We start from the raw sequence: 22,746 nt of genomic DNA, 5'->3' as shown, positions 1-22,746 counted from the left end.
CTTATTCGTTTATCTTTGGGTTCAATTTTACAGTCGGCAACAGGATCAACTTTTCCGAATGTATCAAAGGAACAAATTTATAGTTGGTCTTGGGATTTGCCTCCTATTGAACAGCAAATGAGAATTGTTGAGATCCTCGGCTCCCTCGATGACAAAATCGAACTCAACCGCCGCATGAACGAAACGCTCGAGCAGATGGCGATGGCGCTGTATAAGTATTGGTTTGTGGATTTTGGGCCTTTTTCTGATATTGATGAAAACGGTCTTCCAATTGGATGGCGATGGGGAACACTAGAAGAAATAGGGTACACATATAAAGATCAAGTTGATCCTACTGAATTAGATTATCAACTTCCATATATTGGACTCGAACATATGCCCAAAGGCAGTATCTCGTTAGAAGAATGGGAATATTCAGATAAGGTATCAAGCAATAAGTTTTTGTTTGATAAAGGTGATATTTTATTTGGAAAATTACGCCCATATTTCAAAAAAGTCGGTGTTGCCCCAGTAAATGGAGTTTGTTCAACAGATATTCTCGTTATAAGGCCTAAATCAGATGTTTTTTTCGGGTTGTTATTTGCACAAGTTATTCAAGATGAATTTATAGATTATTGCTCAAATACATCAAACGGAACCAAAATGCCTCGTTGTGATTGGAATCAAATGGCAAAGTTTAAATTACCCATACCTTCCGATTCAGTATTGATTGATTTTAACAAGAAAATCAAATCATTTGTGGAGCAAGTTATTTCAAACATTCATGAAAACAGAATGCTGATTGAAATCCGCGACTTTTTGCTCCCCCGTCTCCTTTCCGGAGAAATCGAGGTGAGGGAAGCCGAAGAACAGGTCGAGGAGGTGCTGGCGAATGCCTAACGGCCTTTACGAATCGGATTTCGAGGAAACAACGATCGAGCGCCTCAAAAACATCGGGTATGATTACCTGCACGCAATGAACATGTTCGGCCGCTCGTCGCTGGGCGAAGTCGTGCTTCGCGACCGGCTGGAGGCGTTTCTGAAGAAAACCTACCCCCGCATTCCCGCCCGGCACCTTCCGGCGCTTGTTGACCGGTTCACCGATCCGGACGGCGTGACGCTTCTCCAGCGGAACGAGCGGTTCCATGAAATGCTGACGAAGGGAATCGATTTCTCCTGGGAAGAAAACGGGGAACAGATGTTTCAGCATGTGTACCCCGTCAATTGGGAAGAGCCGGAAGCCAACGACTTTCTCGTCGTGAACCAACTGCCCATCGAGGGGAGAATGGCGCGGCGCCCGGACCTCATCGTGTTTGTGAACGGGATTCCGCTCGTTGTCTTTGAACTGAAAAGCCCCTACAGCGAACAAGCGTCCATTGAGGACGCTTACACGCAAATCACCAACTACACCTATGACATCCCGCAACTGTTCATCTTTAACGCTTTTGCGGTCATTTCCGACGGAACGCAAACGCTCCACGGCATGCCGGGGGCGCCGTTAGAGTATTACGCGGCTTGGAAGTCCATCGACGGCAGGGAAGTGGACAACACCCTCACCAATACGATGCGGACGCTCATCCAGGGGCTGTTCCCCAAGGAGAGGCTGCTAGACTACATCCGCAACTTCATAGTCTTCATGAAAGACGGCAAGAAGGATGCGGTGAAGATCGGCGCCAAGTATCACCAATACTTCGGCGTCCGCTTTGCCGTCGAGCACGCCGTGCGCGCCACCCGCCCGGACGGCGACCGCAAGATCGGGGTGATCTGGCATGCAACGGGGTCGGGCAAGTCGCTGTCCATGCTCTTTTTTGCGGGAATCCTCATTCGGCATCCCGAGATGGATAATCCGACCATCGTCATCCAGGTGGACCGGACCGACCTGGACAATCAACTGTACGAAACGTTTGTCAAGGGCGCTTCGCTTGTCGGACATGTTCACCAGGCGGACAGCGCCGATGAACTGAGGGAACTGCTTCGCAACGAGGCGGGCCAGATCATCTTTACCACCATTGAGAAATTCCGCCTGAAAGAAGGCGAGGGGGCTTTTCCGGTCTGCTCCGAGCGCCGGAACATTGTGGTGGTTTCAGATGAAGCCCATCGCACCCAGTACAATTTTGAAGGATTCGCCGGCAACCTGCGCCGCGCTTTGCCGAATGCGTCCCACATCGCCTTTACCGGCACGCCGATCACCTTCTCCGACCGGAATACATACGAGGTGTTCGGCAATCTCATTCACGTCTACGACATGCAGCAGGCCACGCTGGACGGTGCAACGCTTCCCATTTACTATGAATCCCGCCTGATTCCGTTGGATCTGGAGAACCCCAATCTGGATGAAGAGTTCCGACAGATCATCAATGAAGTCGGCGACGGCGAGAGGGAAGAACACCGGATGAAGTGGGCCGCCCTGGAGAAGGTGGTGGGTACGTCCAGGCGCCTGGAAACGCTGGCAAGGGACATCATCGAGCATTTCACCAGGTCTGCGTCTCCCCAGGCGAAGGGGATGATCGTCTGCATGAGCCGGGAAATCTGCGTGCGGCTGTACGAGAAGATGCGGGCGATCGAAGGTTGCCCCCCGGTAGAGGTCGTGATGACGGGCAACATCGACAAGGATCCCAAAGAGTGGCGCGAGAAGCAGCCTGGGAGCGAATATGCCCACATCAAGACGAAGGAGGAGCAGGAAGCCGTCAAGGCCAAACTGCGCGACCCGGACGACCCGCTGAAACTGGTCATCGTCCGGGACATGTGGCTGACGGGCACCGACATCCCGCCGCTCACCTACCTTTATGTAGACAAGCCCCTGAAGGGGCATGGGCTGATCCAGGCCATCGCCCGCGTCAACCGGGTCTTTCCCGGAAAGACGGGCGGCGTAGTCGTCGACTACATCGGCATAGCCGACGCCCTGAAGGAAGCGACGCACAAATATACGCAAGGCGGGGGCAAGGGCAAGCCGATCGGCGATCTTTCCGCGGAAGCCGTGCCGATTTTCTTTGAAGCCTTGGAAGCCGTCCGGAAATTCGTTCCCCCGGGCGTGGACATCTCCAACTGGCGGGCGAAGCCGAAGGTGGAGCGCGAGGACTGGCTTGCGGATTTCGTGGGGCACCTCATGGGGCCCGACGAGGATGCGTTCCTGAACGCGCAGGCCAGGCTGGACAAGGCGTATCAACTGGTCAAGCACCTGCCGAATGTCCTGCCGCTGGCCAATGAGGTGCTGCTGTATGAAATCGCGGCGATCCAGATCAAACGGCTGAAAGGCGCGGTCGGAGGCGGGCCGAAGCCCAAGAACCTCGAAGAGGAACTGAAGAAACTGATCGACCGCAGCGTCGGCGCCCGGGAAGAGGCGATCGACCTGTTCGAGAAGGCCGGCCTGGAGAAGCCGGACATTTCGATCCTGGACGAGGCGTTTCTGGCCGATTTCGAGAAAAAGCCCCACGCGGATCTGCGCCTCAAACTGCTGCAGAAGTTGCTGGAGGAGGAAATCTTTTATCTCGAACGGCAGCGGCATCCGCTCGGCATCGAACTGAGCAAGAAGTTGCGGGAGACGATCCAGGCCTACCACAACCGCGTCATTACGGCCGCCGCTGTCGCGAAGATGATGGTGGAAGCACGCAGGAAACTTCTGGAAGAGCGCCGGAAGAAAGAAGCCCTCGGCCTGACGGAAGAGGAAATGGTGTTTTATGACCTGATCGAGCACATGGGGGACGGCGTCTTTTCCAACGAGTTTCTGGCGGGATTGGTCCGGAAAGTCGTGACCGCCATGAAGAAGGAGTTCCAGATCGACTGGACGAACCCGCACCGCCAGGATGTGCTGGCAAAAGTGACGCTGGCAGTCAAAATGGTGCTCATGCGGGAAAACATCAAGGGCGAGCAATTGCGGTTCCTGACGAACGCCATCATCGAGAAGGCCAAGGAGAAATACAAGGATTGGCCGTTGGAGGCTTAAGTTTCATTCCGGTTTAAGATTTTGGGGGTGAACGTTATGCCGAGATACAACATTTATAAAATCCAACCCGAAAAAATTTCTTCATTACGTAAAAAACTTGAATCAGTAGGGCTAGTATTGAAAACAGAAAAAATGATAGGTGACTATCGGGCGGAGTTTTATTTTTCAGATGAACCCGATTCTGTCGAAATTTGGTGGGTAAAGTTATATAAAGATTTGATCGACATTGAAGATGAGAATTTGCCAAAAAACCAATTCTATTTTGGCGTTCTGATTATGTCAAAGGCAAAAAATTATTACGCAATCAGTTTGGGCAAGAGTCATTTCTACTTAAGGGATTTTTGTGATAGTGATTTTGGTTTAAATCTTGCAGAACGAATTGTTGATCAAAATAACCTAAGAATGAAGACTTCAAGGTTGTTCGGTGGAAGAAAGAATAAAAACATTACAACTTATCAAGACGGAAGTCCTATTGAGTATGATAGCGGAGAATCGTTTCAATATGTTAAGGCGAAAACGATAGATAAAAAAATGTGGGGAAACGTTGTAAGTTTTGGTGCTTCAGTTCTTTTTCAAATAGATTTAAAACCTACGAAATTAAATGTGTTTTTAGATGCTATCGAAAAGAAAATGAGTGAACCATCACTTTTTGCATTACCGAAAGTAGATGAAGTGAAAGATGAAAAATTAATTCAAAACTTGGATGAAAAACTGGTTGAAGCAATTTTGTCGCACTCAATTGAAACTCTGACGGATGAAGTGTCAGTTTATGGTGTTGATTTTGTTTTCTCAGATAATAACCAATATGCTTTTTACATGAAAGGTAATAAGCCTAGAGAAAAAGAATTAAACTATGGTGATTTGAATATTCATCGATTAATTGAATTTATTAAAGAGAACAAGATAGACCTAAAACGAGATATAAACAACATTAAAGTGAGGATTACAAATGAACAGAGCCGCCCAAGAAGTGAGCCGTTGAAAAATACTCTTGATTTTGTTGATGATGAAGGACATTGCTTAATGAATGGAAGGTGGTATCGTTTTAATCAATCATATATCACTTATCTACAAAATGAAGTTGATAAAATTAATATTGCGATTCACGACTATGAATTTTTACCAAAGGATCTTGATGAGGCGAAATTTAATAGGGATAAAGAATCGGAGGGATTTTTGTGTTTTGACAAGGATTTTACTTTCAAGAAAAAATATAGAATTGAAAAAATGGATTTATATAAAGATGGCACCTTATACTTTGTAAAAATGGGCACACCTCAAAAATTGGGATATGTAATAGATCAATCGCTAAATACTGTTAGAATTTTGCAAAACCATGAGGATTATATAGAAATTAATGGGGAAAAGGTAAGGCCGAAAAACATTTGCTTATGGTTGATTTTGGAGAGAAAAAATACTATTCAAAAAATTTCCGAATTAAAATCATTGATTTTACTGATGAAATTAGTTGAATGGAGAAAGACCGTCATATCGGCAGACTTCAATCCAATCATTAACATTGGATACAAACAAGTGTAAAAAATGTGACGCGCAAGTTTTCAATACAAATGGTGAATATTTTTCAACTCTGGTAGACCAATTTACATTCTCATTATCGAAAAAGTACCTGAACCAATAAGTGTGGAGGCGGGTCGCTACTTTTAGGGACGTCAAGGGCTGATATTTTGAAAGCGGTTAAAGCAAGCAGGTTCCTGACTACAAAACCTTGGGAATTTGAAGACGAAGTGATGCTTCGCCACCGGAACTGTCTAATGGATATCTTAAAAAAGCCAAAAAGGTTACGGCAACAAGCCGATAGTCGATGAGTATCGTCAAGGCATTGATCGAATCATGCGTGCGGTCTTCATAACGTGAGCATTTCATAAATGGAGGCTATAATGTTCTTTTTAAAGTTTACTCAAGAAAAATTTGCTTCTGATATTCTCGCTGGTCGTTTGTATATGAAAAATGTTAAGTATTTCAGAGAAATTGAGAAAATAAATTGTGATACAGTAAGAGGAGATAAAAAAGAGGCATTAATTGTGTTTCCCAAAGGCACAAAATTATTGATTGGAGATGATAAAACCGAAGTTAAAGGAATACAGGAAATTTCTTTTAAGTTCAATTTTACAGATAACATCCCAATTTATTGTATGACTTATGTAAACCATAAAAATTTAGTGAAATATGAGGAAAATAATGATTGTATTATTTATAAAATCGATGAATCGTTTTTATACTCGTTATTTGATGGTTTTGGTGACACTGCTGTCTTAATTCAATCAAAACCTTTTGTCAATAGGTTTAAAAGTTATTTTGAAAACCATGGCTATAAATTTCGTGCGTCTCTCGTAACATATATTGATATGGAAACTCAATTTGATGAATACCATGATACATATTTTGAACAGCAATTTAGGATGTTTTTTTATAAAGATAAAAGGTATGCGTATCAACAAGAATACAGAATTGTAGTTATTGATAATGTTCCTGAATATAAAATTTATGATATTGGTGATATTAGTGATATATCTAAAGTTTGCAAAAAAGAGGAATTGTTAGATCTTCAAATAATAGTTCGTAAACATACGTAACACTATATTCACGATCGAAGCATGTCGGTTGGTCGGTAAAACTCCGATTCATTTCCCTCATACCCGGGAACGTACGCGTGCCTTTTACTCCTTTGGAATAGGTTCTCGCGGCGGGAATATGTCCCAAAAAATAGGGGGAGAGGAAGGGCCCGCCCTCCCCCTCAGCCCTAATATGTCCAAAAGAACCGGAGTAACCCACGAAATGTCCAAAACAATCTAGTGAATCGCGCCTCAAATATGACCAAAAAAATAGGGCGAAGCGGTGATCCGGCGGCCATTCACCCGGTATCTTTGGACATTTCAGCCGGACAGGATATGTATTTACCCGAATTCTTTGGACATATGGCCCGGTATCTTTGGACAAATCACTGCCATGAAAGACGTTTCGCCAGAAATTTTTGGACATATCAAATTGAACCGTGAATCTTCATGGGCCGGTTACATTATGTCCAGAAAAAAGGTAAACGCCTTAGGATTGCTGATCATTTCAATGTCCAGTCAAAAGGGACGGCCTAATCTCCGTTCGAAAAATGCCCAGCAAAATGTCCAGAAAAAAGGGAAATGTATGTGTCTAATGTCCAGTAAAAAGGGAAGTGAATGCGCCTAATGTCCAGAAAAAAGGGAAGATGATCTGTCGCTCTAAATGTCCTTGAAAAGGGGAATAGGAATGCTAACAGAGTTTCGAATATGTGCATTGCAGTACTGAAAACGTATACATGAGTACAACCCCAATAAGGGTGAATGGTGCAACGTTTGGGCCCCAAATATTCGGGAACTGTGATATGTCCAGATGGATGACACGTTGTTCCTAAGTTAAATTTGAATGGTCATATAGATTCGAAATTGGCAGTCATATGTATATGTCCTGTCAAAAGGGACGGCCCCGCTTCAAGCGAAAGACCGGAAAAAAGCAGATCCTGATCGCTGTCATAATAAAGGCCAAACGTAAAAGTTGCACGGTGCAACGTTCAGGCCCCAATGAGGGGCTGTTTCCGCCATGTCCGCGCACAGACCAAAAACAGGAATCTTTCAGGCCAAAAATAAGGGGCGTTCCCATTCCGCGCATCGTTCAGGCCAAAAATAGGGGGTGTTTCAAGCCAAAAATAAGGGGTCGATTCACACGCCCGCAGCCAATGGCCAAAAAAATGGGGCATGGCAATGGCCAAAAATATGGGGCGTTCTGCCCCGCTCACCTCTCCAAGGACAAAAATATGGGGTGAAACGGCGTCAAAACCCCCGCTTCACCCCTTTTCTTTGGCCTTTCCGGTAAAAAGCGGCCCAATATTTTCCATTTCCGCCCCTTTTTTTTTTGGCCTTTCACCCTCTATTTTTGGCCTTTCAAACGGCTCGCCCCATTTTTTTGGCCTTCAAACCCCATATTTTTGGCCTTTGACCCCTTTTGTTTGGCTTGAAATTTGGCCGGCCCCAAATCTTTGGCTTGAGACCCCCCTATTTTTGCTTGTCGTCCCTTTTCTTTGGCCTATTTGATCTCCCATTTCGGGGTCTTTTTTTCAGGACATTTCGTCCCATATTTCTGGACATATCAGGAGCCCAAAGCGGCTGCGTTCAGGAACAGGTGGGGCGGGCCCCCGATGGCGCGTTTTTCCGCCAGGGCCTTCTCAAGCCATCTCTTGATGTGAGGCGGCAGGAAGGCAACGCTGCAAGCGGTGCAGGCATGAAAGGTTGTCCCCGAAACGGTCACCTCGATATTGTCCTCGCTGGTCCATCCCAGGTTGCCTCTCAGTTCTGCGCATTCTGCGCCGCAATGAATGCATTTCACATTGAACGCCTCCCGTGTGGTCATCATCTTGATTCCTGAGGGACACACTTGTTAAAGTTTAATTCAGGAACAAATGTTCGCGTTTTACGGAAGGGGATTTGGATGCTTTCAGACAGGGACCGCAAACTGCTCCGGATCATCGCCAACTACAGTGCCGGCCGCGGCCGTTTCCCGACGCTGAAGGAACTTCAGATCAAATCGGGCCGCTCCAGGCCCGACGTCATGGCCGGGCTGAAAGTCCTGGAGCAGGAACGATACATCGAGTTGGACGAGAACGGACAGATTCGAAACCTGCTGGAAGCGTGGGAGAGGCCGGCTTTCCGGCCTTGATTTTGTTGATGTTCGAGATCTCTTTACCAAATTCCTGTTGAGAGCCCGAGACCGTGTATCATGGAAGCCGGGAAGTTGACGCTGGAACGCAAACGGTGCAACGTTTGTTTATGAGGGGCCCGGCCGGGTTCCTGCCAAATCAGGCTGGCATGTCAAAGTCTTGATAAGTGAAGAAAAAAGAGATATACTTTGCATCAGAAAGTGACGCTATCCTTGGAGAGGAAAAAGTCTCTGTCTCAAAGTCGAAGATGAACTTCAGCAGCGTCAGCAGAGACGTGCTGAAGGCCGTCAATGCCATGACAAGTTGAAAGGCTTCCATGGCATCAGTGGCCAGGCCCGGGGGCAAATCTCCGGGCCTTGGCTTTTTGGCAAGCGGCCTAAAGCCGGTCGGAAGGGGCGTTGTATTTTTTTCGAAATCCGCAGGTTGTCTCGGATGCCGGCGATTTCAAACCGTTTCCGGCCGTTTTTCTCGCCCTGATCGCTTTTTTCTTGTGATGCGGGCGGATTCGAAGAAGCGGGGCGCGGGATTTCAGAAACGTTGATGCCCCGATCCGGGCCGCGTGAGAAAAATTGTTGCCGTAAAAATTTGAAAATGCGTTCCGGCGTCCATTAAAATAGAATCAGAAAATCCGAAAGCAAATTTCTCCAAACTTTCATTCCTCGCGTGTTTCAATTTCCCTTTGAATCCTCTATGCTTTGGCCCTCGCGGAACCTGCTTCGGTTTCCTTGAATGCCGCACATCTGCATCCCTTCTGCTTATGGCTCATCAAGTTGAGCCGATTTTGAACCAGTGGCAGGAGGGTATCTATGCATTTTTCTCCTTTTGACAGTCCCGCCGTTTTTCCCGGCAAGTCGATCCAGATTGAAATTTGGCAACGCAGCGATGCGCGCTATGTCGCTCTGATCAGGGAACGCGCCGAGATGTCCCGTCCCCAATCCTCGTACCTGCAGGCAAAGAGGATGGTGCTCTGTCAGTGCTCCAATGTTCACGTTGAAACGTTCTCGGAAAACGATTCGGGGTGCACGCTGGAGTATTCCGTGCTCCTTGCGGCGGCAAGCCTGGATGAAGCAAGGGAGGAACTTTGCTGTATCCTGCTTGTGCTTGAAGCGGAAGCGGACCGCCTGTTTCTCCGCAGCCTTTCCGCGTAAGTCCGGGATTTCCGGACGTTATGGGGCCCGTTCTGGCCCCGAGTTTCATAGTAGGAAAGGAGATTCAGAAACATGTCTGCAAAAGTGCAATTCATTCATCCAGATCATAATGAATGCTTTACTTGCACGGACTGCGGGGAAACCATGCCCCGGCGCGAGGTGGACGCAAGCGGGCGCATCCTCCGCATCAATTTCCGGGATGTGGCCGTTCCTTCGGTGTGCAACGCCTGCCTGGCGAAGCGCCGGGCGGAACGGAAGGCGCGCCGCACGCTTCAGCCTTTGGGCTTTGCGGTTTCGCGCAAGAAGATGAACGGTGAATCCCGAACCGTGAAGGTGGCGGTCTACCTGAACGAACAGGAAAGCGATCTGCTCGACTATCTGGCGCATTGCTATGACATGCCCAAATCCGTCATTCTGACGAACGCTTTCAACATGTTTTGCAAGGAGAATTTGACCCCCGAAGACCGGGAACGGGCACAGCGCTGGAAAGAGTTCAAGATGGAGATGCGGGGCGTATCCCCGGCGACGGGACAAAACGGCCCCTGAGCAGGCAACCGGCGGGGCCCGGCCCATGACTGTTTCTCGCCTTTCTCTGCCCATGCGCCGCGCCTCATTTCCCCTCGCCTGGTCCTGCGGCCCTCGGTTGATTCGCATGGAGATGCGATGAAACCGGGGGCCGCAAATTTGACTTGAAATCCCCGCCAAAGACGTTCTACGTTTGAGTTGGAGCCATGTCCATATTCGACGATAAAGGAGATGGGACGAATGAATGCGGTGCGCATCAACGAGGAGACGGGAACCGAGGAGTATGTGTACTGTCCGGTCTGCTTCGGGGAACTGCTCCTGGGCGCGATGACGAAGGAAGGCGAGGTGCTTGAGCCGGAAGTGGGCAAGGTTGCCGTCCACCCTTTGCCTGAAGGCTCCGTTCCGGTTGTCATGTGCCGGGACTGCGACTGGAAACAGGTCATGCGGCCGGAGGACGTGTTTGTCTTCGAAGGACCGCACGTTGCGGATCCCTACGAGGAATGATAAGGGAAGAGGTCCGTCACCTCTCCCTTTATGCAACGGGGTTCTCCCGGTTACAGTCTCCGTTTGTTGATGCGGCTCCATCCCATGCGGGAGATCGGAGAAAAATGCTCATGCTGCTGACGGATCATTTCATCGTTCATGGGAACATAACGCCTGGTCGTTTCAATGCTCGCGTGTGCCACGATCCGTTGCAGCGTAAACAAGTCTCCGCCATTCATCAGGAACTGCCGGCAGAAGAAACTGCGAAAGCGGTGAGGCGAAACGAGTTCACTCGGAATGCCCGCCGCTTTGGCGTAAAGTTTAAGGCGCTTTCGAAAATGATCGGCTTTCAGGGGCTCGCCGTAATTCGACAGGAAAATGTAGTCGGAGTTGAAATAACGCTGGTTCTCATCGATCAGCCGCAAGACCTCGCGCAGCACGTGGACTGAGAGCGGAACCATGCGGGGCTTGCGGTTTTTGTTCATCCAGCCGGGCAAATGCACGCATCTGGTTTTGGGATCGATATTCTCCGCCTTCAACCGCAATGCCTCGTGAATGCGGAAACCGCCGTCGGCAAGGAGCATCATCAGGGTTCGATCCCGAAATCCCGCATAGGTCGAGGTATCGGGAGCGGCAAGCAGTTTCTCCAACTGCTCTTCCGTCAGCGTGTCTTTCTCCTTGTGATCAAAACGGGGCTGTTTGATGTTGCTGATCGGATTCTCCCCGATGATGTTTTCCCGATGCAGGAAATTGAACATGGTGCGAAGGATGCGCAATCGGAATGCCACGGTATAGGGGGATAAAGTTTCTCCGGTTTGCTTCCGGCTGGGCACTTCCGAGTATTTCCGCTTGTTGGACATGTAATCGACGTAAGACCGCAAATGTTCTGCTCCGATTTGCTGAATGAACCGGATTTCCGGATCTTTCTGGTTAAGCCATTCCCGAAAATACCGCCAACCATTCACGTATTCCTCGAGCGTTCGTTCCCTCATTCCTTCGGCCTTTTTGGAGGAGTAAAAGATTTGGAAAGCGTGGTCCAATGTGACCATGTTTTCGCTCGGAACCTGCTGCAGATCCCTCGTTCTGCCCTTTACGATCCTTCGGCCTTTTCTTGGATCAGCGGACATAACCATAACAAAACCCTCCTGCCAGATTTTGATCTGCAGGAGGGCGCAATCGGTCTCATTGCTTGTTCAGGCCAACAATCCGAGTCAAGACCGACAGTTCACGGTTTTGAAAGGCCAAGACTGTGCGCCTTTCGGGTGCACAGTCCCGGATCCTCAAACCCGCAAAACCTTGCGGGATATGGGTTTATGTAACTGGCGCGCCACGGTGGGACTCGAACCCACGACGCACAGTTTAGGAAACTGCCGCTCTATCCAGCTGAGCTACGGGCGCGCGGCAAATGGTATTATAGCACATTGCGCCTTGCAAAGGAAGGGATGACGGACCGGCAATCGCCTCCTCGCCATCCGACCTATCGCGCACTGTCGTAAAGGTAGGTTCTCGTGCCGCGGTCTTCCGCGGCCTCATCCCGGGAGTCATTGACAACCGATTCCGGCGTTTCGTCGCTGAGCAGCGCCCGGCGGATCCGCTCGGCCTTCTCTTTGTAATATGTCTCGATCTGACGCCTCAATATGTAGGAGCGCAGCCATTTCGCGTAAACGTCCGAAATTTCGGTGATGCGCGTCCCGCAGCGGATGCCGCCTTCCACGGGCGTGAGGTGAACGATTTCCGTGCGGCATTCGAAGCGGACGCCGAGATCCAGCTGCAGCAGAAGCTGGTTGCGCGGCTGCAGCGGCATGTCGATGTCGATCAGGAGTCCGATGCCGGAAGTGCTGATGTTGTCCAGTTGGATATCCGGCGGATCGGGAAATCTGCGCTCCGCCTTGCGCGAAAATTCGTACAGACCGAGCAGCCGCGCCTTCTCCCTGACCGGCACGCGCGGGTCCTGGCGCTTGTCATGGAACTTGCGGCGGTTCTCGGGCGGATGCAGCACGACGATCGAGCCCGAATCTTTCGCGATCACCGTGGATTCAAACACATAGATGCCGCCTTTTGCGTAAATCATGATTTTGACTTTCTCACCGAGCACGAACTGGTCGTATTGGGGAAACTCGATCTCCATCAGCTCGCCCGCGACATAGGTGATCGTGCCGGTGGCGACAAAATTCTTCTTCTCTACGACGGCCTTCGCATCTATGAGTACCGAGATGTCGTAGCCCGAGGAGCTGTCTGACGGGGAGGAAGCGTTCGTCAGGGCCATGGATCACCTCTCCTCTCCAAAAGAACCATCTTTCTTTTCGGGATCTGCCAATTGGGTACGAAAAAAGCCACCCCTGATTGACAGGGATGGTTTACCCATTACATGCAAACAACCATGCACAAACAGGTACATCCGAATCCCGGTAACCAGGCGATCATAGCTCGTATAGAGCCTTAGACCCTTGGCTTTGCGTCCTTGTCTTTCGACAAGTTTGCCTTTGTCATGATTCGATGTCTCTGTGATGCGTCCTATTCAATTGGGCAAGCAACATTATACAGCAGGTATGGCAATCTGGCAACTTTCAATTTTCATAAAATTCATAAAATGAATGCATGCATGTTGGCCGAGGTTGCAAAAAAATTGTCGAAACCGCAGAACGCGGTTCCTGCATGGCACAAACCCCCGTGAATGTCGAAAAGCGGCAGAAAAAAGTGGCGTCCAATCGACAAAAACTTACAAATTCTTTGGTTCGGGCCGTGTATAATGAAAGCATAGTCCATAAGCCATCCCATCGGGGGAGACGAAGGCAGATGAAAAGAAAAAGCTTGCTGGGTCAATTGCAAACGCTGCGATTTCGTCTGCATGAGCTGGCGGAAGCAAGGGGAAGTCTAACCGATCCGGAAGTCCTCGCCCTGAGCGAAGAGGCGGACAGACTGATCGTCGCATTGCAGCAGATGCAGCGGGACGAGTTGACTATACCCGGAAAACAGCCGTCCGCTTATGACCGATTGCGCAGGGACCTGAAAAAGCCGGTGAGCAATCCGGAGCATTCGTCGCGCAGCACGTTCGCCACGACTTCGGCACGATGATTGAACCGTCCGTCCTGCAGCAGATTCATCAGCGTGCCCGCGCATCCCGCCTTCGGATCGTCCGTTCCGTAGACGACGCGGGGAATCCGGGACTGCAGAATCGCGCCGGCGCACATCGGGCACGGTTCCAGGGTGACATACAGCGTGCAGTCCAGCAGCCGCCAGGCGTTCAGATGCTCGCTGGCCTGCCGAATTGCCAGTATTTCGGCATGGGCGGTCGGATCACGCAAGGATTCGCGCAAATTGTGGCCTCTGCCGATGATCTCCCCGTTCTTCACAATGACGGCGCCGATCGGAACTTCCCTCATCGACTCGGCTTTCTTCGCTTCCTCAATGGCTTCGCGCATGAAGCGCACGTCATCTCCAGTCAGGCTCATTTCGTCTGTCCCCCTCCGACATTCGATCCGGCGCATCCGCCGAGATGTTCCGCGAACAGATATTCGTTGTTAACACGTTGTGAATAATTCGGTGGATAACACGGGGTTTATCCACAGATATCCACAGGCCGGTCCGTGTCATCCGGCAAGTTCCGGACTTGTCCTGTTCGTAGAGAAGGAGGTGTCCGGTTTGTCGTTCAAGATCAGGTTGACCTTGATGTTTTCGGCCGTCTTCATCCTGTTCCAGACGCTCACCGTCATTGTGAACGATTATGCGATGCGGGTCAACCTGAATCGGGAGGCGGAGAAGCTGCTTCGCAGCATCGCGGCAAGGGCGGCGGATGCCGCCGCGCGGCATTTGCAGCCGGAACGCGGGCCGGATGAGGCCTTCACCGTTCCGGATCCGGATGAGCTGATCCGAAGCGTTCAATCCCTGCACCTCAACATTCTGGAGATCGCGGTGTTCCGCCTGTCCGAAGCGGACCTTTCCGGTCCGGCGGCCGGCCTTGGCGCAGGGCTGCTGTACGGCCGTTACGACCGGTCAGTCGAGCCGACGGATCGCGAAGATCTGGAGAACGCCATGCGGAGCGGGGAGGTGTTCCGCTCGGTCGGACATGACGGGAAATCGATCCTGATCGGATCATTCGGATTTCCCGGATCGGGACCGCTCGCGGTGCGCATTGCGGCGGACATGTCGGATATGTACGGGATGATCCGGGACGCGCGGAATGATCAGATCGCCCTATCGGCCGTCCTGCTGCTTGCGGCCATCGTCGTCAGTTACGGGATCGCCCGGATGACGATCCGGCCGCTGCGCCACATTCTCGGCAAGGTGGATGAGGTGGCTTCCGGCCGGTTCGACACGCCGCTGGCCGTCAACCGCCGGGATGAGACGGGACAGCTGGCCGAACGGATCAACGCGATGGCGAAAAACCTGGACGTCTACATGACGAAGCTCAAGAAGGCGTTCGAAGAAAACCGCTCGATGAAGGAGCACCTGGAATCCATCATCAACCATACGACGGACGCGATTCACATCGAGGATGTGAACGGTGTCCTGCTCCGGGTCAATCCGGCGTTCGAGCAGTTGTTCGGCTGGAGCGCGGAGGAGGCGGTGGGCCGCAGGCTGCCGATCGTGCCCGAGAGCCGCCTGAATGAGGAGCGCGAGGCCCGGGAGGCGCTGCTGGCCGGACAGATGCTGCCGGCGCGCGAGACGGTCCGGCGCAGGAAGGACGGCACCTGCATCGAAGTGAGCGTCACCACGTCGGCGATCCGCGACCGGAACGGCGTCATCCAGGCGTTCGCGAGCATCACGCGCGACATGACGAACCGGAAGCGGATGGACGAACTCCTGCGGCGCTCGGAGAAGCTGAACACCGTCGGTCAGCTTGCGGCCGGGGTGGCCCACGAAATCCGCAACCCCCTGACGACGCTGCGCGGATTTCTGCAGCTCCAGCAGCAGACGAACAAGCTGAACCAGCGGCACATCGACATCATGCTGTCGGAGCTTGACCGGATCAACCTGATCGTCAGCGAATTTCTCATCCTCGCGAAGCCGCAGGCCACGAAATTCCGGGTGCAGGATGTCAGATTCATCCTGGGCGATGTCATATCGCTGTTGGACAGCCAGGCGCACCTGTGCAACATCGTGTTCAACACGGCCTTCGACAGTGAGCCCTGCCGGGTGTCCTGCGAGGAGAACCATCTGAAGCAGGTCTTCATCAACGTGCTGAAGAACGCGATCGAAGCGATGCCGAAGGGCGGCGATATCGACATCGAAGTGCGGAAACGTCCGGACTGGATCGTGATCACGATCCGGGATCACGGCGTCGGCATCTCGGAGGACATGATTCCGAAGCTCGGCGACCCGTTCGTGACCAGCAAGGAGACGGGGACCGGACTCGGCATCATGATCAGTCAACGCATCATTCAGAGCCATCAGGGTACAATGGAGATCAGCAGCAAAGTCGGCAAAGGGACGACCGTCACGATCAACCTGCCCGCGGCCCGGCCGGAAGAACAGGCGGCGGAGTCGGCATCGGAGACCGCATTGGCGGCAGGGCAGCGGGAGGACGGGCAAGCGACGGAAACGGCGGGCAGTCAATGAAGAACCCCCTGCGCATCGCGCAGGGGGTTCAAGTCATCCGTTGCCATCGGAGGCGCCGTCGGTATCGCTGGATACGGTCATCGATTCGGCTGCTTCCGTGTCCGTGAATTTGCGGAGAATCTTGACTTCGACGCGCCGGTTCTTCGCCCGGCCCTCGGGCGTGTCGTTGGTCGCCACGGGCCGGAACTCGCCGTATCCGGTCGAGCTGACCAGGCGAGGATCGAGATCGCCGGCTTCGATCAGCACCCGCATAAAGTTGATCGCGCGCTTCGCACTGAGCTCATAGTTGGATTCGAATTCGCGCGTGTGGATCGGCCGGTTGTCGGTGTGCCCCTCGACGGAAATTTCGTAGCCGGGGAAGTTTTTCAGCATTTGGCCGATGGCGACACCGAGCTCGCGCGCTTCCGGGGTCAGATCCGCCTTGCCGGAGGCGAACAGCGCGTTGTCGCTGATGACGATGAGCAGGGACGTATGATTGAGTTGCACGTCCAGCTCCGTCGTCAGATTGTTCTGCCGGATATATTCGCTGATCTGGTCGTGCAGTTTCCGGAATTCCTTCAGTTCCTGCTCCGCAAGCCTCGCCGCCTCGCTGACCGTGCCGTCCTTTCCGGTGTATCCCTGGGAACCGGAAATCCGGATCGTGTCGGTGGCGTTCTGCATCTGATCGACGGATATGTAGGCGGCGGACTGATCCAGGACCCCGATCCCGGAATGGAATGCGATGTTGAACGCCCGGCTCATCTCCTGGAATTTCTGTACGTCCACGGAACTGATGGCGTACATCACGATGAACAGCGCGAGCAACAGCGTGAGCAGGTCGGCATACGGCACCAGCCAAGTCTCGTTCGGATGTTCTTCCTGTTCTTCGCGCCTATACCGTTTGCTCAATGCTTCTCGCCTCCCTTTCGCGCTCCTGGCGTTCCTGCATCGCCTGGCGCTCCTGCGGCGTCAGGAAGACGGAAAGCTTCTGGTTGATGGCGATCGTGGAGACGCCGGACTGGATCGACAGCAGGCCTTCCACCATCATGAGACGGAGCTCGGTCTCCCGCTTGGAAAGCCGTCTCAGCTTGTTCGAAATCGGGTGCCACAGCACGTAACCGGTGAAAATACCGAGCATCGTGGCGATGAACGCGGCGGCGATGGAGTAGGCAAGCTGCGCCATGTCGGACATGTCCGACAGCGCGGCGATCAGGCCGATGACGGCGCCCAGGACGCCGAGGGCCGGAGCGTACATGCCCGCCTGGGAGAAGATTTGCGCTCCCGCCTTGTGCCGCTCCTCGGTCGCATTGATTTCTTCCAGGAGAACGTCGCGGACGAAATCCTGATCCTGGCCGTCGATGATCATCCGCATGCCGTTGCGGAGGAACGGATCCTCGATGTCGTCCACCCGCGATTCGAGCGCCAGCAGACCCTCGCGCCGGGTGATCGTCGCCCATTCCATGAACATCCGGATCAGTTCTTCACGGGGAATCAGTTCCTGCTTCTTGAATAGAATCCGGATCAGTGCGGGAAACTTCTTCAGTTCGGACATCGGAAACGCCATGAAAAGCGACGCGGCCGTACCGATGAGGATGATGACGTAGGCGGCCGGGTTGAGCAGCTGGACGAGGGGAGCATGCTTCAACACCATGCCTCCGATGACCGCCACAATGCCGAGAATGATGCCGATAAAGGTCGACTTCTCCATAGGACACCTCGCACTGACTGTAAGAAATGATGTTTGTACCGTGGCATGGATTGCGGCATGAATCGGAATCGATCGACACCTGCCAGTATAGTATTTATCGTCAGAAACGCGGAGAAAGATTAGATCGAACCGACAAAAATCGTCCGCGGGAACGAGAACGGTCGGTCGCGGAACGCGGCTTCAGTGCCGCGAAGCGCTCCGACGGCGAAGGGATGGAAGTACCATGGGAGTCCGGTACGGCCGGGCATACGGCGACATTTTGCGGGAGCTGGCCGACGCGGTCGGCGACATCGGAGACGGCTGGCGCCTGTGCGGCATGGATGCGGAAGAATGGGCCGGTCTTGAAGACCGGGAGCGGCGTGAAACGCTGGAGGCGATCGCGGACGACGTGCTCTATGGACTCGGCGCGCGGCCGGTCATCGCCGTGGGAGCTGGAAAGGTCGCGTACAGGCCGGAATTCCGGGTGATCGTCGTTTCCGTGAGCCCGCGCGAAAGCCGGATTGTCCGGCTCGATTAGTGAAAACCTTTACTTTCCATTTCAAAATTCGTACAATCGAGGTAATATGATGCGAAGCATGTTGACATTCGCCGCAAGGAGTCCGAAACATGTCGCTGACATCCATGGTGCATCCCGGAATACCGGGTGAACGCGATCTGTTTCCCTGGTTTCAGCCGATTCTCGCCCTTGACAGCAGGCTGGTGATCGGATACGAGGTGCTGGGCCGGTGCCGTACGGCGGAAGGCCCGGCCAGCCTCGGTCCCTTCTTTACGGATGGGGGCGCGGATATGCAGGAGCAGGTCAGGGTCGACCGCATCATCCGGGAGCGCGCCATCGCCCGTCTGGCGGAGATGGACGAATCGCAGCGCCCGCTGCTGTTCCTGAACGTCAAACCATCCTGGATCGATCGCACCTGGCAGCTCGAGGGCAGGCTGCACACGCTGCTCATGCTGGAGCGATACGGGGTCGCTCCGGACCGGGTGGTCATCGAGATTACGGAGGACGGTTTCTCCGGATCCATCGAGCGGCTCGGCGAGATCGTGGACGTCTACCGCAGCGCGGGCTGCCGGATTGCCGTCGACGACGCCGGCGCCGGATTCAATTCGGCGGATCGGATCGCCGCGCTCAATCCGGAGATCCTCAAGGTGGACATTCACCTCATGAAGCGGAGCGCCCGCCACAACGGCTATCTGGCCGTGTTGCGCAGCTACTCGGTGCTCGCCGAGCAAATCGGGGCTTCCCTGTTGATCGAGGGCGTCGAGACCGGGGACGATCTCCAGCGGGCCATTCAGCTTGGCGCCCGATATGTTCAAGGGAATCTGTTCTCGCCCGCCGAGCCGGAATTCCAGCCGGAGGATCGGCACGCGGCCATCGTGGAAGAGGGACTGGCCCGGCATCGCCGGGGCGTCATGCGGTCGGAGGCGCGCTGGCGGGACATCGGCGGGCGACTGGCCGATTGTCTCAAATCCGTCCGTCTTGAAGCGGGGGAAGGATCGGCCGACCGGTACGACCGCCTGATCGAAGCGTTGCTCGGGAAGCTGCCGGACACCTGCATCCGCGCCTACCTGTGCCGGGAGGATGGCGAACAGCTGTCGTCGAACTACCGGCGCGAGAACGGCGGCTGGATCCGGCAGCCCGAATTCCGCGGTTCGAACTGGAGCTGGCGCCCGTATTTCATGACGGATATCCTGCATCTCGCGGACGGCGTGAGCGCGAACGTGTCCCGGAGCTACGCGGACCTCGGGACGCGCAGATGGATCCGTACAATTTCCGCTTCGCTCGGAGGAGGGCTGATCGCGCTGTTCGACATCATCGACGACGAAGCGGCGTTCGGGCCGGACGGGTCCGCTCGCTAGACGGTTGGTACACCATACAGTGGACAAGACCGGGGCCGGAAGGCGTCTGGCGGCAATAAGTGTCGTCCAGGACGAAGCCGGCCTTTTCGTATGCGCGGATGGCGCGGGTGTTCCAGGCGAGCACCTCGAGATCGACCGGACGATCCGGCGCACGCCGCAGCGCTTCTTCGGCGGCAAGCCGGGCCAGGACGGCGCCGCCCCCCTTGCCGCACAGGTCCGGCCGCAGTCCGAGGCCGAGGCGGGTCGCGTTCACCAGCGGGAAGAACTGGACGTAACCGACCAGCTCGTCCCTGCCGTTCAGCACGGCGGCGTATTGCGTTTCCCGGATCCAGGGGTCGCCGATTTCCAGCCCGCGGGCGATGGTCTCCTCCCAGGAGGGCCAATTGAACACATCATACGGCGGTGGATAGCGCCAGGCGCAGATCGCTTCGGCGTGGGCGACCGTCATCGGTGCGAGGCGCATGCCGCGCAGTTCCTCCGGGAGCGCCGCTTCCGCACCGGGGTGCGCCGATCGGTTGTTCACCGCGGAATCCCTCCGAATGGGCCAATTTCAACGAAATCGTCATGAATGGATTGTAACATGGCCATTCGGTCGTGATATGATAAGGTGGAGCGTGCGGCGGACGCCGCCGGAACGTACGGATGCAATGGATAAACGGACGTGAACGGGCTATGCAACGGTTGATCTGGCTCGGCTGCCTTTCCTACATGGTCATCGGCATGGCGCACGTCGTGGCGGGCGCCGTGCTGGTGCAGCTGATCGGCGCTTACGGCGTCGAGTACGGAGACGGCGGCCAGTTCATCATGAACCAGTTTCTCGGCTTTCTGGCCGGCGTGCTTGCCGCGCCATACGTGACCCGGCGGTTGGGTCGGCGCGCATCGCTGATTCTGGCGCTCGGTTGTCTGACCGCCGCGGAGGCGGCCTACAGCCTGCTGCCGCCGTGGGGATGGCTGCTCGCGATTGCGCCGCTGGCGGGCGTCGGATTCGGCATGACCGAGGCGGTGCTCGGCGCGATCATCATCGAATTCGTGACGGACGGCAAGGCGTCCGCCATGGCGAAGCTTGAGACGTTCTTCGGCGTCGGGGCGCTCGTCATGCCGGCGCTGGCGGGGCTCCTGATCCGCCTGGAGGTCTGGCAGATGGCGTTCCCGGTCGTGACGGCATTGTCGGGCATCGCGATGCTGCTGTGGATGACGATGACCTTCGGGAAGATGGATGCGCTCATCGCCGGTCGCGCATCCGCCGCCCCCGGGCGGCCGGCCGCGGAGCGGGTCCGGTATGCGCCGGCCGCGTGGCCGCTGCTTGCGGCAGGCATGCTCTACTTCGCGCTCTACGTCGGCATGGAGATGAGCTACAGCAATTATCTGCCGGCCATCCTGCTGGAGCGGACCGGCATGGACGAGGCGGCCGCATCGGCTTCGCTCAGCGTGTTCTGGGGTCTGATGGTCGTCGGCCGGCTGTTTGCGGGCCGCATCGCGGACCGCAGCGGCTATTTCCGCTATCTGCTCGCGTCCACCGCGGGCGGAACGGGCATGCTCATCCTGCTGGCGCTTACGGGCAGCGCGGCCCTGTCGCTGATCTGGGTCGGGCTCGCGGGGCTGCTCTGGTCGGGCGTGTTCGCGGTCGCGCTGCTGTATGTGAACGAGCGCATTCCCGGCATGACCGAGCGGACGACGAGCCTGCTGATCGCGTCGGGCGGCATCGGCAGCGCGCTGCTGCCGCGGGCGACCGGCCGTCTCATGGACCGGCTCGGCGCCGACGTCACGCTGTGGCTGATCGCGTCGGCGGCGGCGATGCTCATCGTGCTGCTGGGGTTCATGGCGTTGTCGGACCGGATGAACAGCGGGCGGCTGCCGATCGGCCGCACGGCGGAGAGCGGCCGGCATTTGAGCGGTCCGGGCGCCTGACGGCGTCCGGGAGACGGCCGATGAACGATGGGGATGGGAGGCGAATGGCGATGGGATCGATCGTCAGCATGCGCTGGGTGCTTGCGCGGCTTTACGAGCCGGATCTGACCATCGTCGATTGCCGGTTCGTGCCGGGCGATCCGGAGGCGGGCCGGCGGAGTTACGAGGAATCGTACATTCCGGGCGCCATCTACATGGATCTGGAGCGGGACCTGTCCGGACCCGTCGGAAAGCACGGCGGCCGGCATCCGCTTCCGGATGTCGCGGAGCTGGCGGCGAAGCTCGGCCGGGCGGGCATCGACCGTTCCATGCGGGTCGTCGCCTACGACGACCAGGGAGGCGCGATGGCCGCGCGGTTCTGGTGGCTGTTGCGCTACATGGGTCATGAGCGGGTCTACGTCATGGACGAAGGCTTCTCGGCCTGGAAGCGGGCGGGCTTTCCGGTGACGAACGCGGCGCCGCCGATCCGCGTGCCGAAGACGTACGTGCCGGACGTGCGGCCGGAGCTGCTCGCGGACGTCGAGGCGGTCCGGCGCGCCGCAAGCACCGGGGACAGCGTGCTCGTCGATTCGCGCGAGCCCGCCCGCTACCGTGGCGATGCGGAGCCGATCGACCGCGCGGCCGGCCACATCCCCGGCGCCGTGAACCGGTTCTGGAAGGAAAATCTCGACGAGGCGGGCCGGTGGCGCAGCCCGGAGGAGCTCGCCGCGCGGTTTCGGGATTTGCCCAGGGACAAGCCGATCATCGTCTACTGCGGATCGGGCGTGACGGCCTGCCCGAACGTGCTGGCGCTGACGGATCTGGGCTTCCGCGATGTGAAGCTGTACGCGGGCAGCTGGAGCGACTGGATCAGCTATCCGGAGCATCCGGTTGCCAGAGGGGATCAATAGGCCGCATCCGACTGCTGCCGTTTGGCGGAACGCGCTCCCGTTAAAAGCGGGACGAATCGCACCGC

Annotated in this window: 21 protein-coding genes, 1 tRNA gene and 1 riboswitch; of the genes, 14 read left to right on the top strand and 8 right to left on the bottom strand. The window is 54.8% G+C overall.

The annotated features are described in order from the left end of the window. From A9Z00_RS11670 to A9Z00_RS11655, 4 genes are all read left to right on the top strand, one after another. The coding region (locus A9Z00_RS11670; RefSeq protein WP_296977458.1) for a restriction endonuclease subunit S at positions 1 to 879 on the top strand (879 nt) is incomplete at its 5' end. Next, a complete protein-coding gene (locus A9Z00_RS11665; RefSeq protein ID WP_296977455.1) occupies positions 872 to 3,922 on the top strand; it encodes a type I restriction endonuclease subunit R in 3,051 nt (1,016 codons plus the stop codon). The genes A9Z00_RS11670 and A9Z00_RS11665, both read left to right, overlap by 8 nt. 36 nt (positions 3,923 to 3,958) lie before the next feature. Further along, the gene (locus A9Z00_RS11660; RefSeq protein WP_296977453.1) at positions 3,959 to 5,461 is read left to right on the top strand and encodes a DUF6119 family protein; all 1,503 of its coding nucleotides are present in this window, start codon (positions 3,959 to 3,961) and stop codon (positions 5,459 to 5,461) included. A 347-nt stretch (positions 5,462 to 5,808) separates the two neighbouring features. Then, positions 5,809 to 6,516 (top strand): hypothetical protein, encoded by a 708-nt coding sequence (locus A9Z00_RS11655; RefSeq protein WP_296977450.1) that lies wholly within the window; start codon positions 5,809 to 5,811, stop codon positions 6,514 to 6,516. Positions 6,517 to 8,059: 1,543 nt separating this feature from the next. Here the strand turns inward: A9Z00_RS11655 and A9Z00_RS11650 are convergent. Then, positions 8,060 to 8,320: a hypothetical protein gene (locus tag A9Z00_RS11650; RefSeq protein WP_296977447.1), complete on the bottom strand. Its 261-nt coding sequence runs from the start codon at positions 8,318 to 8,320 to the stop codon at positions 8,060 to 8,062. Between the two features lie 78 nt (positions 8,321 to 8,398). On the opposite strand from A9Z00_RS11650, the gene A9Z00_RS11645 reads away from it, so the two are divergent. The 4 genes from A9Z00_RS11645 (at position 8,399) to A9Z00_RS11630 (ending at position 10,804) form a co-directional block, all read left to right on the top strand. Continuing rightward, positions 8,399 to 8,626, top strand: coding sequence for a LexA family transcriptional regulator (locus A9Z00_RS11645; RefSeq protein WP_296977444.1), 228 nt, complete (start codon positions 8,399 to 8,401; stop codon positions 8,624 to 8,626). Between the two features lie 807 nt (positions 8,627 to 9,433). Further along, positions 9,434 to 9,775 carry a hypothetical protein gene (locus A9Z00_RS11640; protein ID WP_296977440.1) on the top strand — a complete coding sequence of 114 codons (342 nt, stop codon included), beginning with the start codon at positions 9,434 to 9,436 and terminating at the stop codon, positions 9,773 to 9,775. Positions 9,776 to 9,919: 144 nt separating this feature from the next. After that, positions 9,920 to 10,321 carry a hypothetical protein gene (locus A9Z00_RS11635; RefSeq protein ID WP_296977438.1) on the top strand — a complete coding sequence of 134 codons (402 nt, stop codon included), beginning with the start codon at positions 9,920 to 9,922 and terminating at the stop codon, positions 10,319 to 10,321. A 219-nt stretch (positions 10,322 to 10,540) separates the two neighbouring features. Continuing rightward, a complete protein-coding gene (locus tag A9Z00_RS11630; protein WP_015256361.1) occupies positions 10,541 to 10,804 on the top strand; it encodes a hypothetical protein in 264 nt (87 codons plus the stop codon). A 50-nt stretch (positions 10,805 to 10,854) separates the two neighbouring features. On the opposite strand, the gene A9Z00_RS11625 is transcribed toward A9Z00_RS11630, so the two are convergent. The 3 genes from A9Z00_RS11625 to A9Z00_RS11615 all read right to left on the bottom strand — a co-directional run bounded on the left by A9Z00_RS11625 (position 10,855) and on the right by A9Z00_RS11615 (position 13,049). Continuing rightward, positions 10,855 to 11,916: a tyrosine-type recombinase/integrase gene (locus A9Z00_RS11625; protein ID WP_296977431.1), complete on the bottom strand. Its 1,062-nt coding sequence runs from the start codon at positions 11,914 to 11,916 to the stop codon at positions 10,855 to 10,857. A 187-nt stretch (positions 11,917 to 12,103) separates the two neighbouring features. After that, positions 12,104 to 12,181, bottom strand: a tRNA-Arg gene (locus A9Z00_RS11620). Positions 12,182 to 12,260: 79 nt separating this feature from the next. After that, complete coding sequence (locus A9Z00_RS11615) at positions 12,261 to 13,049, bottom strand: PilZ domain-containing protein (protein WP_296977428.1); 789 nt, start codon at positions 13,047 to 13,049, stop codon at positions 12,261 to 12,263. Between the two features lie 138 nt (positions 13,050 to 13,187). Then, positions 13,188 to 13,275: riboswitch (cyclic di-GMP riboswitch) on the bottom strand. A 106-nt stretch (positions 13,276 to 13,381) separates the two neighbouring features. Between A9Z00_RS11615 and A9Z00_RS15840 the strand changes: the two genes are divergently transcribed. Next, on the top strand, positions 13,382 to 13,858 hold the full coding sequence (locus tag A9Z00_RS15840; protein WP_367189471.1) for a Spo0E family sporulation regulatory protein-aspartic acid phosphatase: 477 nt from the start codon (positions 13,382 to 13,384) through the stop codon (positions 13,856 to 13,858). Here the strand turns inward: A9Z00_RS15840 and tadA are convergent. Continuing rightward, positions 13,768 to 14,235, bottom strand: a complete 468-nt coding sequence (gene tadA / locus A9Z00_RS11605; protein ID WP_296977423.1) for a tRNA adenosine(34) deaminase TadA — start codon at positions 14,233 to 14,235, stop codon at positions 13,768 to 13,770. The two genes, A9Z00_RS15840 and tadA, sit on opposite strands and share 91 nt — an antisense overlap. A 181-nt stretch (positions 14,236 to 14,416) precedes the next feature. Here tadA and A9Z00_RS11600 point away from each other — a divergent pair, with 181 nt between their 5' ends. Further along, positions 14,417 to 16,342 carry an ATP-binding protein gene (locus A9Z00_RS11600; RefSeq protein WP_483316303.1) on the top strand — a complete coding sequence of 642 codons (1,926 nt, stop codon included), beginning with the start codon at positions 14,417 to 14,419 and terminating at the stop codon, positions 16,340 to 16,342. Between the two features lie 33 nt (positions 16,343 to 16,375). Here the strand turns inward: A9Z00_RS11600 and A9Z00_RS11595 are convergent, their stop codons facing one another. Both A9Z00_RS11595 and motA read right to left on the bottom strand, forming a co-directional pair. After that, a complete protein-coding gene (locus A9Z00_RS11595) occupies positions 16,376 to 17,230 on the bottom strand; it encodes a flagellar motor protein MotB (protein ID WP_296977417.1) in 855 nt (284 codons plus the stop codon). After that, entirely contained in the window at positions 17,214 to 18,029 is an 816-nt protein-coding gene (motA, locus tag A9Z00_RS11590) for a flagellar motor stator protein MotA (RefSeq protein ID WP_296977416.1), read from the bottom strand. The genes A9Z00_RS11595 and motA overlap by 17 nt, the downstream gene beginning before the upstream one ends. Positions 18,030 to 18,252: 223 nt before the next feature. Here motA and A9Z00_RS11585 point away from each other — a divergent pair, with 223 nt between their 5' ends. Then, positions 18,253 to 18,546: a hypothetical protein gene (locus A9Z00_RS11585; RefSeq protein ID WP_296977413.1), complete on the top strand. Its 294-nt coding sequence runs from the start codon at positions 18,253 to 18,255 to the stop codon at positions 18,544 to 18,546. Positions 18,547 to 18,635: 89 nt separating this feature from the next. Beyond that, a complete protein-coding gene (locus A9Z00_RS11580; RefSeq protein ID WP_296977410.1) occupies positions 18,636 to 19,883 on the top strand; it encodes an EAL domain-containing protein in 1,248 nt (415 codons plus the stop codon). Here the strand turns inward: A9Z00_RS11580 and A9Z00_RS11575 are convergent. Then, on the bottom strand, positions 19,837 to 20,346 hold the full coding sequence (locus A9Z00_RS11575; protein WP_296977473.1) for a GNAT family N-acetyltransferase: 510 nt from the start codon (positions 20,344 to 20,346) through the stop codon (positions 19,837 to 19,839). The two genes, A9Z00_RS11580 and A9Z00_RS11575, sit on opposite strands and share 47 nt — an antisense overlap. A gap of 209 nt (positions 20,347 to 20,555) precedes the next feature. Here A9Z00_RS11575 and A9Z00_RS11570 point away from each other — a divergent pair, with 209 nt between their 5' ends. After that, entirely contained in the window at positions 20,556 to 21,791 is a 1,236-nt protein-coding gene (locus A9Z00_RS11570; protein ID WP_296977408.1) for an MFS transporter, read from the top strand. 50 nt (positions 21,792 to 21,841) lie between these two features. Further along, on the top strand, positions 21,842 to 22,681 hold the full coding sequence (locus A9Z00_RS11565) for a sulfurtransferase (protein ID WP_296977470.1): 840 nt from the start codon (positions 21,842 to 21,844) through the stop codon (positions 22,679 to 22,681). The last annotated feature ends 65 nt before the right edge of the window (positions 22,682 to 22,746 follow it).

Origin of the sequence: Thermobacillus sp. ZCTH02-B1 (assembly GCF_002159085.1) — a bacterium.
Lineage (GTDB): Bacteria > Bacillota > Bacilli > Paenibacillales > Paenibacillaceae > Thermobacillus.
This window is presented reverse-complemented; position numbering and strand designations above follow the sequence as displayed.

Coding starts and splice junctions, on each gene's coding strand:
- A9Z00_RS15840 (WP_367189471.1), top strand. CDS start 13,382: ATGCATGTTGGCCGAGGTTGCAAAAAAATTGTCGAAACCGCAGAACGC.
- A9Z00_RS11575 (WP_296977473.1), bottom strand. CDS start 20,346: ATGCGCCTCGCACCGATGACGGTCGCCCACGCCGAAGCGATCTGCGCC.
- motA (WP_296977416.1), bottom strand. CDS start 18,029: ATGGAGAAGTCGACCTTTATCGGCATCATTCTCGGCATTGTGGCGGTC.
- A9Z00_RS11660 (WP_296977453.1), top strand. CDS start 3,959: ATGCCGAGATACAACATTTATAAAATCCAACCCGAAAAAATTTCTTCA.
- A9Z00_RS11635 (WP_296977438.1), top strand. CDS start 9,920: ATGCCCCGGCGCGAGGTGGACGCAAGCGGGCGCATCCTCCGCATCAAT.
- A9Z00_RS11655 (WP_296977450.1), top strand. CDS start 5,809: ATGGAGGCTATAATGTTCTTTTTAAAGTTTACTCAAGAAAAATTTGCT.
- A9Z00_RS11645 (WP_296977444.1), top strand. CDS start 8,399: ATGCTTTCAGACAGGGACCGCAAACTGCTCCGGATCATCGCCAACTAC.
- A9Z00_RS11615 (WP_296977428.1), bottom strand. CDS start 13,049: ATGGCCCTGACGAACGCTTCCTCCCCGTCAGACAGCTCCTCGGGCTAC.
- tadA (WP_296977423.1), bottom strand. CDS start 14,235: ATGAGCCTGACTGGAGATGACGTGCGCTTCATGCGCGAAGCCATTGAG.
- A9Z00_RS11640 (WP_296977440.1), top strand. CDS start 9,434: ATGCATTTTTCTCCTTTTGACAGTCCCGCCGTTTTTCCCGGCAAGTCG.
- A9Z00_RS11630 (WP_015256361.1), top strand. CDS start 10,541: ATGAATGCGGTGCGCATCAACGAGGAGACGGGAACCGAGGAGTATGTG.
- A9Z00_RS11570 (WP_296977408.1), top strand. CDS start 20,556: ATGCAACGGTTGATCTGGCTCGGCTGCCTTTCCTACATGGTCATCGGC.
- A9Z00_RS11585 (WP_296977413.1), top strand. CDS start 18,253: ATGGGAGTCCGGTACGGCCGGGCATACGGCGACATTTTGCGGGAGCTG.
- A9Z00_RS11650 (WP_296977447.1), bottom strand. CDS start 8,320: ATGACCACACGGGAGGCGTTCAATGTGAAATGCATTCATTGCGGCGCA.
- A9Z00_RS11665 (WP_296977455.1), top strand. CDS start 872: ATGCCTAACGGCCTTTACGAATCGGATTTCGAGGAAACAACGATCGAG.
- A9Z00_RS11625 (WP_296977431.1), bottom strand. CDS start 11,916: ATGGTTATGTCCGCTGATCCAAGAAAAGGCCGAAGGATCGTAAAGGGC.
- A9Z00_RS11565 (WP_296977470.1), top strand. CDS start 21,842: ATGGGATCGATCGTCAGCATGCGCTGGGTGCTTGCGCGGCTTTACGAG.
- A9Z00_RS11580 (WP_296977410.1), top strand. CDS start 18,636: ATGTCGCTGACATCCATGGTGCATCCCGGAATACCGGGTGAACGCGAT.